We start from the raw sequence: 15,875 nt of genomic DNA, 5'->3' as shown, positions 1-15,875 counted from the left end.
CCCCTCAGGGGCCGCGCTCGAGCGCGCCAGCGCTCCAAAAACACAGCCTCAAACAATCTGGGACCACTCAAACCCCGTGGCTCTGCCATCCCCGCACCCCAAGCAGGCGAGCGCCCTCCGTGAGCGCCATTCGTGCCGACTGCCCCGGACATCATTGGCCGGGGTGGGACCGCCGTGGCAGTCGTGAATGACGCTCGCCTGCTTCCTACAGATACCCGTTGTTACGTGTGAGAAACACTTGCCCGGGCAAAAACCCACTCCCACTAGGAGTGATACAGCCTCGTTTCGGATGTGGTCCTGATCTCACAGCGAGGAAGCGGTCGCGGTGCGACGGACCACGTACCGTGGATTCCAGCGCGTGGCTTTCAACGATGCGGGCCCCGTTCAGCTCGGGTATACCCACAGCTACGGAAGGCCAACCGCATCGTGACCGCACACCGATCCGCTCAGATCGTGCGCCTGTCCGCCATCGTGGCATCCGGCGCCGCCAGCCTGTGTCTGACTTTCGCCGCGGGCGCCTACATCGTCAATCACATGCCCGCGCTCGCGCCGCCGCCGGCCACCGAACATGCCGCCCCGGTCGTGACGCCCAACCCCGGACATCATCGGCCCCTTCCAGCCGATGATTCCGCACCGACGTCCACCGTGGACCTGGTCATGTTCACTGGGGAGTCGACGCTGCGCGCGGAACGCTCCGCGGACGAGCTGACGCCCACTCCGCTGGCCGCGCAGCAATCCGGTGCGCGACTGGATAATTCGGCTCTCGCGGGCCGTCTCGGCATCGGCGGAACGTACCTCGGCGCCCAGGTCGCGCCCGCGCGCAGCGACACCTATGCCTTCACCGTCGACACCAACTTGGTGACCACGGCGGCGAGATACCTCGGCATGACACCGGATCCGGCTGCGGTCACCGCCGTGCGCACCGAATTCGATTCGCGCCAGGGCGAATTGGTTGTCATCCTGTCGGACCCGCGGGTGGGCAGCCACACCCTGCGCGTCGAGAAGCCCGCCCCCGTACCGGAAATGCCGGAGTCGCCGACCGAACAGCTGCCGACTACCGTCGACGTGTGACACTTCCCGGCACCTCGAGCGGTGCGTACGACTTCTGCGTGGTCGGCGGCGGCATCGTCGGCGTGGCCACCGCGCATCAGCTGCTGACCCGCTTTCCCGGCGCAAGCCTGGTGCTGCTCGAGAAGGAATCCGCCCTCGGCGCGCATCAGACCGGGCACAACAGTGGCGTCATCCACTCCGGAATCTATTATCCGCCGGACAGTTTGAAGGCGCGGCTGTGTCGGGCCGGTGCGCAGTGGACCAAGGAATTCGCTGCCGCGCAGGATATTCCGTTCCGGGAATGCGGAAAGTTGTTGGTAGCCACCGATTCCGCCGAACACGAGCGGATGCTCGCGCTGTACGAGCGATCGATCGCCAACGGGGTGGAAGTCGAGGCGATCGATGCCGCTGAGCTGAAGCGGCGTGAGCCTCGAATCACCGGTGTCGGAGCGCTTTTCGTGCCCGCCACCGGGATCATCGACTACACGAAGGTGACCGCCGCGCTGGCCAAGCAGGTCGAGGCGATGGGCGGACAGATCCGCCTCGACACGCAGATCGAGGCCATCACCGAAAACACTTCGGCCATCACAGTTTCGGGCCCGCAAGGCTCCATCACCGCAGGCACGCTGGTGGTCTGCGCGGGGCTGCAAGCCGACCGGATGGCGCGAATGGCCGGAATAGACACCGACTTTCGCATCGTGCCGTTTCGTGGCGAGTACTACCGGCTTCCCCGAGAACGCGCCGACCTGGTGAGCACGCTGATCTACCCCGTTCCCGACCCCGCGCTGCCGTTCCTCGGCGTGCACCTGAGCCCCACCATCGACGGCGACCTCACCGTCGGCCCGAACGCCGTGCTCGGACTGTCGCGCGAGGGCTATCGCAAGGGCAGCGTGAACCGGCGCGACGCCCTGGACGTGCTCGGTTTCGCCGGCGTGCGCCGGGTGGCCCGCGACCATTTCGCCACCGGCGTCCGCGAACTGCGCAACTCGGTGTTCAAGCGCGGGTATCTCGCGGAATGTCGGAAATACTGCCCCGAACTGACCTCCGCCGACCTGCTGCCGCACCGCGCGGGCATCCGAGCGCAGGCGGTTTTGCGGGACGGCACCCTGGTGCACGACTTCCTCATCGAACGCACCCCGCGCTCGATTCACGTGCTCAACGCGCCCTCACCAGCCGCGACGTCGGCGATGCCGATCGCGCGGCACCTGGTCGAACAGCTCGATTCCGCCGAGTGAACAGCGCCGTTCCGCCAAATAAAGAGGAGTTTTGTAGTACTTTTGGGCCCATCCGATCCAGGGAGGGCCGATGGGCCACATCAGGTTTGCCAGCGACGTCGGCGCCCCGGTCGACGCCGCCTTCGCCTACGCCGAGGATTTCCGGCACGGCCCGCAATGGATGTACGGCGTCACCGGCAGCGAGCCCATGGGAATCCCCGACCAGGGATTGGGCGCCACCTTCGCGGTGCAATTCCGGCTGTTCGGCGTGATCCCGCTGCGTACTTCGGTGGAGATCACCGAATATCGGCGAAACGCGGTCATCGGGTATACCCTGCGTGGGCGGGTATACGGAACCGTTACCCTGCGATTCGATCCACTCGGCTACGAACGGTCGGTGCTGACCTCCGAAGCCGACTATCCACCACCACGCGGCATGTTCGCCCGCCTGTGCCACGGCCCCGTCGACGCGGCCGCGAAGTCGGCCCTGCGCGCAACGGAATCGCGGTTGCGAAGGGAGATAGAGGCATTCCACGGTACCGATCTTGTCGGACGCATCGCCTAGGGTGGCGGTCATGATCATCGTGAGCACCGACGGGTCCTGCCTGCGCAATCCCGGTGGTGCCATCGGCTGGGCCTGGGTCAATCACGCCGGTCCCGCGCACAGCGGCGGCGCGGCCAGCGGCACCAACCAGATCGCGGAACTGCGCGCGGTGCTCGAAGCCATCCTCGCCCACCCCGGCACCGAACCGATGCTCATCGAAAGCGATTCCCAGTACGCCATCAAGTGCGCCTCGGAATGGATCACCAGCTGGCGCCGCAACGGCTGGCGCACCTCCACCGGCGGCGCGGTGAAGAACGTCGAGATCATCAAGCAGATCGACACCGCGATCACCCGACGCGAAGGTCCCGTGCGATTCCGCTGGGTACGCGGGCACGTGGGCAACTACTTCAACGAACAGGCCGACAAGCTGGCCGGTGAAGCGGCGCGCGGGGTTCGCGAAGGAACGCTCGCACCCACGGCAGACCCGGTACTGGATTCCGGTCCGACCATCCAGGCAGGGGCCGACCGCCGTTCCCGCGGCGTGCCCGCCACCAGGGCAGAACCCCGGCCTGCGGGCCGAGAACCCGCGGCAACGGCCGCCAGAGACACGGTCTCCACAGGGAAGTCGGTCGCGCCGGCGGCAGGGACATTGACCCTGTTCTGAACGATGCGACCGGAGTGGGACCGCACAGCGAAACGCCGCGAGCAGCTAGTGCTCGCGGCGTTTCGGTAGGTCTGGGTCAGTTTCCCGGCGTGGGGACTGGCTGACCGCCCAGTGCCGCACCACCGCCGGCACCCCCACCGAACTCGAGCAGCGGCGAATCCAGCCTGCTGACCAGCCATTTGTCGCCCGAACGCACCAGGCTCATCTCGATCGGAAACAGCATTCGTTCCGGCTCGGGCCGGGCGATACTGCTGCGGATCTGGGTCATGGTGACCATGGCCCTGGCGTCGTCGGTGCCGCCCGACAGGTACCCGCACTGCACGTCTTCGCCCGTGGACTTCAGCTGGGCCTGCACCATGGCGACCCCCAGCTGCTCGCTGGCATCGCTGAACTCTTTCAGGAAGTCGCCGGTGGCGCCCGCCTTCATCGCCGTGATGTAGCCGTCGAGATCGTTGGCGGAGTCGTAGTTGACCAGCACGGCCGCGTAATCGCAGGCCGCCTTCGTCGATTCCGCGATGGCATCGAGCTTTTCGGCCTTGATGCTGTCCTGGACGAAGAACACCACGGCCGCGGCGATCGCGCCGACCGCGACCACCCCGGCCAGACCGGCGGCCAGCCGACCCTTCGAGCGCGGTGCGGCGGACGGAGCCGCCGCACCCTGCACTATCGGGTCCTCGGATTTCCCCAGATCGGGCTTATCGGCGGCATCGACGTCGCTCTGCGCATCATCGCTGGTCATCGAATCAACCCCGTTCTGTGGGTGTCAACTACTCCTGCTCGGCGGACGGATTCAGTTGCCCGGCGCGGGCGCGGGCGCGGCGCCCGGCGCGACACCGCCCATGGTGCCGCCCATGCCCAGACGATCCAGGATCGGCGACTTCATCATCGACACCAGCCACTTGCCGTCGACGTTGTTCACGGTGAGCTGCACCGGGAAGATCATCGGCCGAGCCTCGGCGGCGAGCTTGTTGCTCTGGTACTGGATCCACGTACCCGCCACCATCACCTGGTCGTCGTTGACCGAGATGGGGGCGCACTGCAGTTCCTCGATGGTGGACTTCGCGCCGATCTCGACCATCGCCGAGCGCAGGCCCTCGGTGCCGGTGCGGAAGCTGGACTGCAGCTCACCGGTGCTCTTGGCCTCGACACCCTCGAAGTACGGCTTCAGGTCACCGTTGCCGTCGAACACCGAGACCGTGCGCACGAAATCGCACGCGGCCGCGGTCGCGTCCTTGGCGGCGTCGATCTTCTCGCCCCGCTGCGACCACAGCACGACGAACACCGCGAGCGCCGTGCCCAGCGCCACCGCGGCGACACCCGCGGCGGCGGCGACGAGCCACGCGCCACGGGACTTCGCCGGCGCAGACTCGGCGACAGCGGGAGCGGCGGGGGCAGGAGCAGACGCGGACTTGTCGATCGTCACGGTCTTCTCGGTGTCCACCGCGGTCGGCATGGTCACGGTCTTGTCCGTGTCCACCGCGGTCGGCATGACCACGGTCTTGTCGGTATCCACCGCGGTCGGCATGACCACGGTCTTGTTCGTGTCGACGGTCTTCTCGGCGTCCGAACCCTTCGCGGCCGGATCGGGCGAGGGCGTACTGTTCTCCGCTACCGCGTCCGCGTCAGCGGCCGTGGCCTTCGTCGAATCGTTCGCGGTGTCGTCCGTTGCCATGAAATCAAATCCTTGTTCTGTTTCGCGCGGCTGCGCATCGATGGGCGAGGCTGTGACAGGGTGTCACACTCACGTGCGCGCCCGGCAGTCTGCACTGGCTACCGGGCGCTCACGACGCCGTCTCAGCGCCTGGGAGTCGGTGCCTTCAGTTCACCGGCTTCAACGTACGCTCGTTCGGATCCACACCCGGAGGCAGGAACGAACCATTGTCGGGAATGTTGGGCCGCGGCGCGTTGGCCGCACCACGGATCTGCTGGCCGGGCGGGGGATCGGTGCAGTAGTTCCACTTCGGGAACGAACCGTCCTGGACCTGCCAGAAGGGCTCGGACTTGGTGTTGTACTTGCACGCCGGGCGCGGCCAGATGTCGATCATGGCATGGAACTCGCCATCGTAGGCCGGAATACCGAACGCGCCGATGCCATGGCCCAGCGACGGAAGCAGCAGTCGCAGCGCGGGCGCACGCAGCGTGCCCGCCCTGGTGATCGCGGTCAGGTTGGACGCGATCGAGGTGATCGGATCCCGGTTCTCGTCCAGCACCGCGCCGAGGGCGTCGAACTGGGCGGGCGCCTTCTGCAGGACCTGCCGCAGTTCGCCGTCGGCCTTGTTGAGCTGGTCGAACAGCAAACCCGAGTTGCGGGTCAGCGTGCCCAGGTCCGGCTGAGCGTGCGAGGTGGTCTCCATGATCACCTGCAGGTTCTTGATCAGGTTCACCGTCTGCGGCAGCAGATTGTGCAGACCCGCGACCGCGAGGCTGGCACCTTCGACCAGGCTGCGCAGCTGATCCGGGCCCGCGCTCAACGCGGTGTCGAGCTCACGCAGGATCACGTTGAACTGCTTGGGATCCACCTGCGAAACCAGCAGCGTCGTGTCGTCGAGGACTTCCCACACCGGCACCGGGGTGGTGACCTTGCCGTCCTTGAAATCGATGACGGCACCGTTGCGCAGGTACGGCGCGACATCGGTGCTGGGCCGGAAGTCCACGAACTGCTCGCCCGCGGCCGACAGCGCCTGCACCGTGACCAGCGTTTCCGCCGGAATCTGGTATCGACGATCGATCCGGACCGCCGCGGCGATCGCGCCACCACCGTCGATGACGTTGATCGAGGTGACCTGACCGATGCGGTAACCGCGCATGGTCACATCGTTGCCCGCCTGCAGACCGCCGGAGCGGGGCAGCTTCACCGTCACTTCGTAGTTGCCCTGCAGCGGATTGAAGCGCATGACATCGATCAACAGGTAGGCGCCACCGAAGAGGAAAACCAGCACCAGGGTGCAGTTCGCCAATAGGAGCTTGTGATGTGTGAACAGCTTGCTCATCGGTGGCCTCCCAGCCGGCCCTGGACGGTCAGCAGAACCTGGACGAAGGTACCGACGAAGTCGTTCGCATCCTGCATGTTCGGTAGACGCGACGTGCCGGGTGCGGTGAGCAGCGGAACGTCGAGGTTGGTGAGATTCGCGTACGGAATCAGACCCTTGCCCTTCATGGTCTGCTCGACACCGGGGCGCAGGAGGGCCAGCTGGTCCAGCAGGTAGCCGAGCTTGTCACCGGTCGAGGCGAGCTGGCCGGACAGGCTGGTGACGCTGTCGAGCACGGTACCCAGCTGTTCGGTGTTGGTTCGGGCGTAGTCGCCCAGCGCGTTGGTGGTGACCGCCAGTCGAGCCAGCATGTCGGTGAGCGCCTGGGTGTTCTCCGCGATCGCGCCGATGGCGTTGGGCAGAGTATCGGCGACCTGGCCGAGCTCGCCGCGCTTGGAGTTGATCGTGGCCGACAGGGTGCTGAATTCGGTGAGCACCGAGTCGATCTGGGCGCTGTTGGCGTTCAGATCACCGAGCACGCCGGTGAGTTCGGTGGTCAGGTGGCCGAGTTCGTGGCCGTGGCCGCCGAGGATGTTGCCCAGTTCGGTACCGACCCGGCTCAAGCTGGCCAAACCGCCACCGTTGAACAACATCGTCACCGACAGCAGCAGCTGCTCCACCGTGGCACCCGCGGAGGTGAACTCGCGCGTGATGGTGTCGCCCTCGCCCAGCGTCGCGCCGCTGGGGTTGGTCGGCTTGACCACCGCGACGAACACATCGCCCAGTGGGGTCGCCTGCCGCAGCTCGGCCACACTGCCCTTGGGCAGCTGGATGTCCTTGCGCACCTGCATGTCGATCACGGCCTGGAAGTTCTTGGTCGAGATCTTGGAGACCACCCCGATATCGGAGCCACCGATCTTGACCTTGGCCTGGTTGGGCAGGTTCAGCGCGTTCTCGAACTCCGCGTGCAGCGTGTAGGTTTCGCCGCCGACGCCGGGTTCCGGCAGCGGCAGGCTCTCCACGGTCAGCCCGCAGCCCGAGACCGCCAGCGTGACCGTGGTCAGCGCGGCCGCGGCCAGCATCGCCTTCGCGCGGTAGGTCTTTCGCGTTATCGAGATCATTTCGTCAGTCCAAGCATCGCGGCGGTCAACCCATAGTCCGGACCGAAGTCCTGCATGTTTCCGGTGCGGCAAGCCTCACCGCGCATCTGAATCCGTTCGCAGAAGGTGATCACCATCTCGCTGTCCAACGACTCACCGATCAATGCGTGCAGGCGCACGTAGCGACCGTTGCGGTCCACCGCGTTGCTCAGGTTCTGCATCGTCATCGGCAACACGTCCACGATCTCGGTGAGACCGCGCGAGTTGTCGCGCAGCTGCTGGGTCACCGACGTGAGCCCGGCCAGCGTCGCCGCCAGGTCGGAGCTCTTGGCGCCCAGCGCGGTCGAGGTGTTGGTCAGGAACAGGTTGAGGTTGTCCAACGTGGCCTGCAGGCCCGGAGCCTGCTCGGTCAGCATCGAGCTCATCTGGGTGACCTGGTTGCTGAAATCCCGCACGGACTGGTCGTTCTCGGCCAGCATGGTGGTGAGATCGTTGAGCTGGATGATGATGTTGGCGATCGCGTCCTTGTTGTCGGTACCGACCTTCAACGCCGCGGACAACGCGCTGAGGGTGTCGCGGATCTTCTCGCCGTTGCCGTTGAGGATCGGGTACAGCGCCCGACCCGACAGCGGGCCGAGGCCCTCCTTGCCCGGCTCGGGGCCCAGCGCCTTGGCGAAGCTGTCGATCGTCTCGATCATCTTCTCGAGCTCGATCGGCGTGTGCGTGCGCTGCTCGGGCAGGTGGGCACCCGACTTCAGCTTCTCACCGCTGGTGAACGGCGGGGTCAGCTCGATGTGGCGGTCGGTGACCACCGACGGCGAGATGATGGCCGCCTCGACATTGGACGGCACGTCCACGCCGGCGTCGACGGTCATGTGGACCTCGGCGAACAAACCCTTGGGCACGATCTTGTCGACGGTGCCGACCTTCACGCCCAGGATCATCACGTCGTTGCCCTCGTACATACCGGCGGCACTCTGGAAATCGGCGGTGATCTTGGTCTTGGAGCTGAGCACGTCACCGAACGGCAGCGAGCAGCTACCCAGTGCCAACACCAGACCACCCGCGGCGATCGATCGTGCTATGCGCGTACGGATTCTCGCGTTCATTGGCATCCTTCAACGAGGTCGACGGCACACAGCCAGTTGTCAGGGAACAACCACGGCAACGCCAGGTTGGCGTAGGGACCGTCGCCGGTCGCGTTGCCCAGGTAGCGCGCGGTCGGCGGGCCGACCGAGAGCAGGATGTCGAGGTTGTCCTTGTTCTTCTGCAGGCCTTCCGACATCGTCTTGAGATTGTCGATGGTGGTGGTGAGCTGGCCGTTGTCGTCGACACCCAGCTCCGACAGCTGACGGGTGAGCGTGGCGACACTGTCGAGCAGCTGACGCAGCAGATCCTGACGCTGCATCACCCGGCTGGCGATCGCCTCACCCTGGGTGATCACCAGCAGCACGCTGTTGCGGTTCTCGCCCAGAATGGTGGTGACCTGGCTCAGATCCTTGAGCAGCTGATCGACCTCGACCCGACGGCGTTCGATGACCTTGGCGACCGCGCCGACGCTGTCCAACGCCTGAGCGACCAGTTCGGGTGAGCCCGACAGCTGCGAGTTCACCGCGTTCAACGACGCCGCGAGCTTGGCGGTGTCCAGTTCCTGGAACTCGGGGGTACCGCGCTGGATGACGTCGGCCAGGTCGTAGGGGACCGTGGTGTTGGCCACCGAGATCCGGTCGCCGTCCAGATCCTCGCCGTCGCCGGGATCGAGTTCGATGTAGCGGGCGCCCAGCAGCGTGGCCATCTTGATGGTGGCGTGCGCGTTGCGCTTGAGCTCGATATCGCCGTCGATGTTGACCGAGACCAACACCTTGTCGCCGTCGAGCTCCGCGCTTTTCACGGTGCCCACACCGACACCGGAGACCGCGACACGGTCGCCGCTTCGGATGCCCGCGGCCTGCTGGAACTCCATCTCGACCGACTGCTTACCGAGGCCGAGCGCGGTGAAGATGCTGGCCACCGCGACCAGCACCGCCGCGATGGCGGCACCGATCACGCCGAGCCAGAAGTTGCGGTTGCCGTCGAACCGCTTTCGGAATTTGTTGACCATTATCTGCACACCGCCGACTGTTTGTTTCCGCCGATCTGACTGAAAATGCCGCGAGGGAACAGCACCCCATAGAGCGTGAGGTCCAACCGGCAGAAGCCGGAGTTCGCGTACGCGCCCTCGGAGGTGACCCGGCCGAAGCCCGCTGCTACCGCGGGCAGGTCGATCGCGGCGCGGTCGAGCCGCTCACCGTTGATGATCAGCAGGTTCGTCGCCGAGACCACCTGGTCCTGGGTCGCGGTCAGCTTCGGCTGCAAGGCCGAGAGCATGTTGACCAGCGAGGTGGTGTTGTCCGACAGCCCCTGCACCGAGTTCTGCAACGACTGGCCCTGCGAGTACAGGCCGCCGATCAGTGCTCGGGTCTGGGTCACCAGGGTTTCCAGCTGGTCACCGCGTTGGGCCAGACCGGTCATCACCGCGGACAGGTTGACGATCACATCCGACAGGATCGCGTCGCGGCGCTGGAAGTCCGTGGCCAGCTGCGCGGCCTGGATGATGAACGCCGACAACGAGACTCCGTCGCCCTGCAGAGCCTGGATCAGGCTCTCGGACATGGCGTTGACCTGCGCGGGCTCGAGCGCCTGGAACATCGGCTGGAAACCGTTGAGCAGGGCCGAGACATCGAAGGAGGGCTCGGTGTTGGCCAGTGGGATCGTGGCCCCCGACCGCAGCTGCTCGGTGTTGCCGTCCTTACCAGGAGCCAGCGCCACATAGCGCTGGCCGATCAGGTTCTGGTAGCGCACCAGCGCCTTGGTGTTGCCGTACACGGCCTGGTCGGCCTGCACGATGAACGACACCTTGGCGTTGTTGCTGTCGTCGAGCTCGATCTTCTCGATCTTGCCCACGCGCACGCCGGCCATGCGGACGTCATCGCCGGAGCGAAGACCGAGCACATCGGTGAAGATGGCCGTGTACTTGCGGGTGTCGCCTGCCACGGTGCGCGCGAGGGTGTTCCACACGACCACCGTGACCAGAATCGAAACCAGCGCGAAGATGCTGAACCCGATCAGCGGTTTCTTGATGCTCATCGATCGACCTTGCCTTCGGTCACTGTCAACGTCGAATCCTTGGTGATCGGACCGAACAGCAGGTACTCGGCCACGGTCGGAGTGCGTCCGACCATGGCCGCGATCGCCGCGTTACCGGTGTAGGAGATCGGCTTGACGGTCGTTGCGGCCGGGGTGGTCGCCGCCGGTGCGGCAGCGTCCGCCGGTGCGGTGAACGCGGCCGGTGCGGTCAGCCCCGGGATCGAGGGCAGGCCCGGAATGGCGGGCAGGCCGGGGATCAGCGGCTGCTCGGGTGCCGCGATGGGGGCGGCGAAACCGGGCAGGGTCAGGCCGGGGATGTTCAAGCCCGGGATCGACACCAGCGGTGCCATCCCCGCGGCGGAGTCCAATGCCCGCGGCTGCAGCTTGTCCGGCAGCGGCTCGATGATCGACTCGAGCGGCGCGGTCGCGCAGCTCGGGCCTGCCAGCTCGCCGTAGCGCGGGCAATCGCCCTGGGCGTACGGAATGTAGGTCATGCCGGGGAAGACAAGGCCGGCATTCCAGACCTGCTGCTTCTTCGGGCCCCAGGTGAAGGTGGTGTTCAGCGCCGCCACGGCCACGCCCATGTCGTAGACCGACTGGCTCAGACCCGTGGGGTCGTGGGCCAGCGCACCGAACATCACCGCGCCGTCGGTGGTGATCTGCTTGCCCGCGTCACCGTTGAGCATGAACAGATCGTCGAGGCGGGCCGCGGTGGCCGAGGTGCCCGCGATCACGTCGATCAGGCCCTGCCGGTTGGCCGCGATGGTGGTCGAGGTCTGCACCGACTTGCCCAGTACATCGAGCAGCTCCGGCGCGGATTCGTTGAGCGCGTGGATCGCGCCGGAGAAGTTGTTCAGGATCCCGTTCAGGTTCGGTCCGGCGTCGGCGACGGTGGTGACCCACTCGTCCAGGCGCTGGATCGTGGAGCCGGGAACCCGGCCGCTGCCGTCCAGAGCCTGGGACAGGGTGCCCAGCACGCGGCCGAACTGCACCGGGTCGATCTCGTTGAGGATCTCGCGGACCGAGGTCAGCGTGTCCTGCAGCGCGATCGTGCCCTTGCTCTTGTCCTCCTGGATGACCGAGCCGGCCTTCAGGTGATTGCTGTCGGAGCCGTTGTAGACCAGCTCCACCGAGGTCACCGCGAACAGGTTGCTGGGCACCACGCGTGCGGTGACCGAAGCCGGAATGTCGTCGGCGAACTCGGGTTTGAGGTTGATCCGCACGTTCTGGATCGCGCCCTGCTGCTGCACGTCGACACCGTCGACCGTGCCGACCAGCACGCCGCGGAACTTCACGTCGGCCTCGGACGGCAGGCCGTCACCGGTGGTGCCCAGGCTGGCCACCACCTTGGTCTTCGGTACGAAATAGCCTTCGTAGCGGGCCATCAGGAACACCAGGATCACGGTGATCACGGCCAGACCGGCAACGCCCGCTATGTACAGCTGTTTCATTGTGGGCCCACGCCCACTCGGATCGATGATCATCGCGCCCTTACCCCGAGATCCTGATGCCGGGGTCGATGCCCCAGATCGCCAAAGTCATGAACAGGTCGGCGAACACGACCAGGATGATGCACATCTTGATCGCCCGGCCGGCGGCCACGCCGACGCCTTCGGGACCACCCGAGGCGAAGAAGCCGTAGTAGCACTGGATGAACGTGGTGATCATGACGAAGATGACCGCCTTGAGCAGCGAGTACAGCACGTCCGCCGGGACCAGGAACTGGTAGAAGTAGTGCGAGTAGGTGCCCGACGCGGTGCCGCCGATCAGGCCGACCACCACCGAGCACGACAGGTAGGCCATCGCCAGACCGACGCAGTACAGCGGCACGATCGCCATGACCGCGGCCATCATCCGGGTGCTGACCAGGTAGGGCAGCGGGCGGATGGCGATCGAGTCCAGCGCGTCGATCTCCTCGGAGATGCGCATCGCGCCCAACTGGGCGGTGAATCGACAACCCGCCTGCGCCGCGAAGGCCAGTGCCGCCAGCAGCGGACCCAGCTCTCGGGTGGTGGCGAAGGCCGAGATGGCGCCGGTGAGCGGGCTCAGACCCAGCAGGTTCAGCGAGGTGTAGCCCTGGACCGCGACGGTCATACCGCCGAAGGCGCTGATGATCAGGATGACGCCGATGGTGCCACCACCGACGACGATGTTGCCGTTACCCCAGGTGACATCGGAGAGCAGGCGCCAGATCTCCTTCGGGTACTGCTTGAAGGCCAGCGGAATCGAGCCGACCGAACGCAGGAAGAAGAAGACCTGGTGGCCCAGGCGGGCGACCATATCGAGGGGGACTTTGCCCGCCGCCTTGAGCTGGCGCAGCGGCCGCAGCAGCGGAGGTACGTAAGTTGAAGACAAGGCTCAGACCACCTGTGGGGGGAATACGGCGGAGTAGATCTGCGTGATCGCCAGGTTGACGCCCAGCAGCATGACCATGGAACTGACCACTGCCGAGTTCACCGCGTTGGCCACACCACCGGGGCCGCCGCGGGCGTTCAGACCGCAGTCGCAGGCGATGATCGAGGCGATCAGGCCGAACAGCACCGACTTGAGCAGCGCCACCGCGAGGTCGCGGGTGACCGCGAACGAGGCGAAGGTACTCATGTAGGAACCGGGGGTGCCCGCCTGGGCGAAGATGTTGAACATGTAGCCGGTGATGAAACCGACGAAGACCACGAAGCCACACAGCAGCAGGCTGACCAGCATCGCGGCGCCGAGGCGGGGGGCCACCAGCCTGCGCAGCGGGTCGACGCCCATCACCTTCATGGCGTCGATCTCTTCGCGGATGGTGCGCGAGCCGAGGTCGGCGCATACGGCCGAACCGACGGCGCCGGCGATCATGATCGAGGTGACCAGCGGCGCGCCCTGCTGGATGATGCCGAGGCCGTTGGCCGCGCCGATGAACGAGGTGGCACCGACCTGGCCCGCGATCGCGCCGACCTGGATGGACACGATGACCGCGATCGGGATCGCGACCAGCAGTGTCGGGGCGGCGGCGACGTTGGACATGAACGCGCACTGCCGAATGAATTCTTCGAAGGGGAAGCGCTTGCGGAAGATCGCGACGATCAACTCCGTGATCGCCTCGAAACCCATCGTGATCTGTCGACCGAAGGTTTCCAGCGACTTCTTGGGGTGGTCGTCCCAAAGGCCCTTCGTCCAGTCGACAGCCTCGCTGGCTCGTGAACGTGTGGGTGGACTCTCGGTCGACTGCACTGCTTTTACCCCTCTCGACGCCGGGCCCTCAACGCCCCGGCGACTTGTTTGCTTGACGCACCTTACTACGGAGTAGCCCAGAACACACCACCGACATGTGAGCGTTGTCATAGATGGAGGTCACTGTTGTAATCGGCTATGAGACCCGTCACGACGGACCCTACAGCCCGTATTTACGCATGTCCGCGTATAACGCGCGAAGGTCTTTTCGGACAGGGTTTCCCAGTACCGGCGGTCGCGGCAAACAAATATTGCGGAACTCTGTCATTCATAACGAAACCCTCGTCGAATTATCTGAACAGATCACGCGCGAAACACGAACGACTCGCCGCGACACGATTTCGATAGGGAATCGCTATGACAACGACAGTCGGACAGGCGACCGAATCCGTGGGCAAACGCACCGGTCCGCAGCCACGCCCGGGACCGAATACAGGCACGATAGACAGACGGTATTGATATCGTGCGAACTTCCGACATCTGGAGGGACATGTTCAGCAAACTCGCCAAGGTGGCCAACGCTGCCTTCGCACTCGCCCTCGGTGCAGCCTTGCTCGGCACCGGCGCGGCCCAGGCACAGCCCGGCCCCCCGGTGATCGGCGGCGGTTCCGGCATCGTGATCGACAACGCGTTCGAGTGCACCCTCACCACGATCGGTCACGACGCGGCGGGCAGGCTGGTCGGCTTGACCGCGGGGCACTGCGGCGACGCGGGTGCCACGGTCGCGGCGGAAGCGGATCACGGCTACGGCGAAATCGGCCGGTTCGCGTACAGCAACCACGAGCTGGACTACGCGGTCATCGAGTTCACGCCCGGCCGGGTCACCCCGGTCAACCGGATCGGCAATGTCAGCATCACCGGTGTCGGCGGGCCCGCGCAGTTCCCCACCATCGTGTGTAAGGAAGGCCGCACCACCGGCAACACCTGCGGCATCAGCTGGGGCGATGTCTTCCAGACCAACACCGAGACCTGGTCGCAGATGTGCGTGGTCGAAGGCGATTCCGGTGCGCCGGTCGTGGTCGGGTCGACGCTGGTCGGCATGGTGAACGCCTACCTGGCGGTGGCCTGCTTCGGACCCGAGGTCGGCACCAACATGAACTCGATCATGGACGACATCAACGGTCGCGGCGGCGTGGGTTCGGGCTTCCGGCCCATCTAGCTTCTCGCACAGACAGGGCGGGCCGCGGATTTTCCCAGCGGCCCGCCCTTTTTGTGTGCGCTACAGGCTTTCCGTGCACACGACCATCCGACGCTCCGGGTAGTCGAAGCCGGAGTCCGCGGAGTCGGGGCAGTCGTTGACGTCGGCGGTGTTCTTCTTGATCGTGATCACCTTGACCGGGTCGACGCCGCCCTCGGTGCAGTCGATGCGCTTGGGGTCGTCGCCACCCAGATCGAGGCAACCGCCAACGACCCAGTCGATGTCCAGACACAGGGCGCCGGTCTGGACGCCGTCCAGGGTCTCGAAGTAGGCCTGGTCGCGGTCGCTCACGCAACCCTCACTGTTCTTGGCCTTGCCGATGACCTTGAAGTTCGCCTCGCGGCTGCCGCACGCGGCCTTCTCGATGCTCGCGTCCTCGACCGTGCCACCCAGCTTCACGCAGTCGCCGACATTGGCCTGGAAGTCGGTCCGACCGCCTCGGCTCGAGGTCGGCGTCGGCTTGCCGGTGGTGGTCTTGCTGGGTTTGCTCGGCTTGCTGGTCGGTTTCGCGCTGCTGGTGGCGGGCACGACGTCGACCGCGGGCTGGGCGTGACCGTCGATGGTGCCGCCGCAACCGGTGGAGACGAACGCGGTCACGGTGATGGCGATCGCGCCGACGAGTCGACCGAATCGCAAATCTGCAAGCACTCACTGTGAATACACCACTCGAGCCGCCGCCGTCGACTCCTGCACCGGGCGATCCACTTCACATTCGCCGGGTGATCTGCCTCACGTGACGTTTGGAACTTACACCGATGTGCTTCCCGCCTGCTCGCACGCACCGTCGCCGACTTGCC

16 protein-coding genes are annotated in these 15,875 nt (G+C 65.8%); 5 read left to right on the top strand and 11 right to left on the bottom strand.

Annotated elements, in window-relative coordinates; genetic code table 11:
• Positions 1–426: 426 nt before the first annotated feature.
• The 4 genes from ACFWU5_RS26755 (at position 427) to ACFWU5_RS26740 (ending at position 3,472) form a co-directional block, all read left to right on the top strand.
• Positions 427–1,071, top strand: a complete 645-nt coding sequence (locus ACFWU5_RS26755) for a hypothetical protein (RefSeq protein WP_379269579.1) — start codon at positions 427–429, stop codon at positions 1,069–1,071.
• A complete protein-coding gene (gene lhgO, locus ACFWU5_RS26750) occupies positions 1,068–2,285 on the top strand; it encodes an L-2-hydroxyglutarate oxidase (protein WP_379269577.1) in 1,218 nt (405 codons plus the stop codon). Before ACFWU5_RS26755 ends, lhgO begins: the two co-directional genes overlap by 4 nt.
• A gap of 70 nt (positions 2,286–2,355) precedes the next feature.
• Positions 2,356–2,829 carry an SRPBCC family protein gene (locus ACFWU5_RS26745; protein WP_379269575.1) on the top strand — a complete coding sequence of 158 codons (474 nt, stop codon included), beginning with the start codon at positions 2,356–2,358 and terminating at the stop codon, positions 2,827–2,829.
• Positions 2,830–2,839: 10 nt separating this feature from the next.
• Complete coding sequence (locus tag ACFWU5_RS26740) at positions 2,840–3,472, top strand: ribonuclease H (protein WP_379269573.1); 633 nt, start codon at positions 2,840–2,842, stop codon at positions 3,470–3,472.
• A gap of 76 nt (positions 3,473–3,548) precedes the next feature.
• Here ACFWU5_RS26740 and ACFWU5_RS26735 read toward each other — a convergent pair whose 3' ends face one another.
• The 10 genes from ACFWU5_RS26735 to ACFWU5_RS26690 form a co-directional block, all read right to left on the bottom strand.
• On the bottom strand, positions 3,549–4,211 hold the full coding sequence (locus ACFWU5_RS26735; RefSeq protein ID WP_379269571.1) for a hypothetical protein: 663 nt from the start codon (positions 4,209–4,211) through the stop codon (positions 3,549–3,551).
• A gap of 51 nt (positions 4,212–4,262) precedes the next feature.
• A complete protein-coding gene (locus ACFWU5_RS26730) occupies positions 4,263–5,144 on the bottom strand; it encodes a hypothetical protein (protein WP_379269570.1) in 882 nt (293 codons plus the stop codon).
• A gap of 145 nt (positions 5,145–5,289) precedes the next feature.
• Positions 5,290–6,462 (bottom strand): MlaD family protein, encoded by a 1,173-nt coding sequence (locus ACFWU5_RS26725; protein WP_379269568.1) that lies wholly within the window; start codon positions 6,460–6,462, stop codon positions 5,290–5,292.
• Entirely contained in the window at positions 6,459–7,562 is a 1,104-nt protein-coding gene (locus tag ACFWU5_RS26720) for an MCE family protein (protein ID WP_379269566.1), read from the bottom strand. The genes ACFWU5_RS26725 and ACFWU5_RS26720 overlap by 4 nt, the downstream gene beginning before the upstream one ends.
• Positions 7,559–8,650 carry an MCE family protein gene (locus ACFWU5_RS26715; RefSeq protein ID WP_379269565.1) on the bottom strand — a complete coding sequence of 364 codons (1,092 nt, stop codon included), beginning with the start codon at positions 8,648–8,650 and terminating at the stop codon, positions 7,559–7,561. The genes ACFWU5_RS26720 and ACFWU5_RS26715 overlap by 4 nt, the downstream gene beginning before the upstream one ends.
• Positions 8,647–9,642 carry an MCE family protein gene (locus ACFWU5_RS26710; RefSeq protein WP_379269563.1) on the bottom strand — a complete coding sequence of 332 codons (996 nt, stop codon included), beginning with the start codon at positions 9,640–9,642 and terminating at the stop codon, positions 8,647–8,649. Before ACFWU5_RS26710 ends, ACFWU5_RS26715 begins: the two co-directional genes overlap by 4 nt.
• Positions 9,642–10,667: an MCE family protein gene (locus ACFWU5_RS26705; RefSeq protein WP_379245365.1), complete on the bottom strand. Its 1,026-nt coding sequence runs from the start codon at positions 10,665–10,667 to the stop codon at positions 9,642–9,644. Before ACFWU5_RS26705 ends, ACFWU5_RS26710 begins: the two co-directional genes overlap by 1 nt.
• Positions 10,664–12,151 (bottom strand): MCE family protein, encoded by a 1,488-nt coding sequence (locus ACFWU5_RS26700; protein WP_379269561.1) that lies wholly within the window; start codon positions 12,149–12,151, stop codon positions 10,664–10,666. The genes ACFWU5_RS26705 and ACFWU5_RS26700 overlap by 4 nt, the downstream gene beginning before the upstream one ends.
• Before the next feature lie 7 nt (positions 12,152–12,158).
• Positions 12,159–13,022 carry an MlaE family ABC transporter permease gene (locus ACFWU5_RS26695; protein WP_379245361.1) on the bottom strand — a complete coding sequence of 288 codons (864 nt, stop codon included), beginning with the start codon at positions 13,020–13,022 and terminating at the stop codon, positions 12,159–12,161.
• A 3-nt stretch (positions 13,023–13,025) separates the two neighbouring features.
• Complete coding sequence (locus ACFWU5_RS26690; RefSeq protein ID WP_379245359.1) at positions 13,026–13,880, bottom strand: MlaE family ABC transporter permease; 855 nt, start codon at positions 13,878–13,880, stop codon at positions 13,026–13,028.
• Positions 13,881–14,370: 490 nt separating this feature from the next.
• Here ACFWU5_RS26690 and ACFWU5_RS26685 point away from each other — a divergent pair, with 490 nt between their 5' ends.
• A complete protein-coding gene (locus ACFWU5_RS26685) occupies positions 14,371–15,039 on the top strand; it encodes a S1 family peptidase (protein WP_379245357.1) in 669 nt (222 codons plus the stop codon).
• Positions 15,040–15,099: 60 nt separating this feature from the next.
• Here the strand turns inward: ACFWU5_RS26685 and ACFWU5_RS26680 are convergent, their stop codons facing one another.
• A complete protein-coding gene (locus ACFWU5_RS26680; protein WP_379245355.1) occupies positions 15,100–15,726 on the bottom strand; it encodes a hypothetical protein in 627 nt (208 codons plus the stop codon).
• Between the last annotated feature and the right edge of the window lie 149 nt (positions 15,727–15,875).

It is taken from the genome of Nocardia sp. NPDC058640, assembly GCF_042716995.1.
GTDB lineage: Bacteria > Actinomycetota > Actinomycetes > Mycobacteriales > Mycobacteriaceae > Nocardia.
This window is presented reverse-complemented; position numbering and strand designations above follow the sequence as displayed.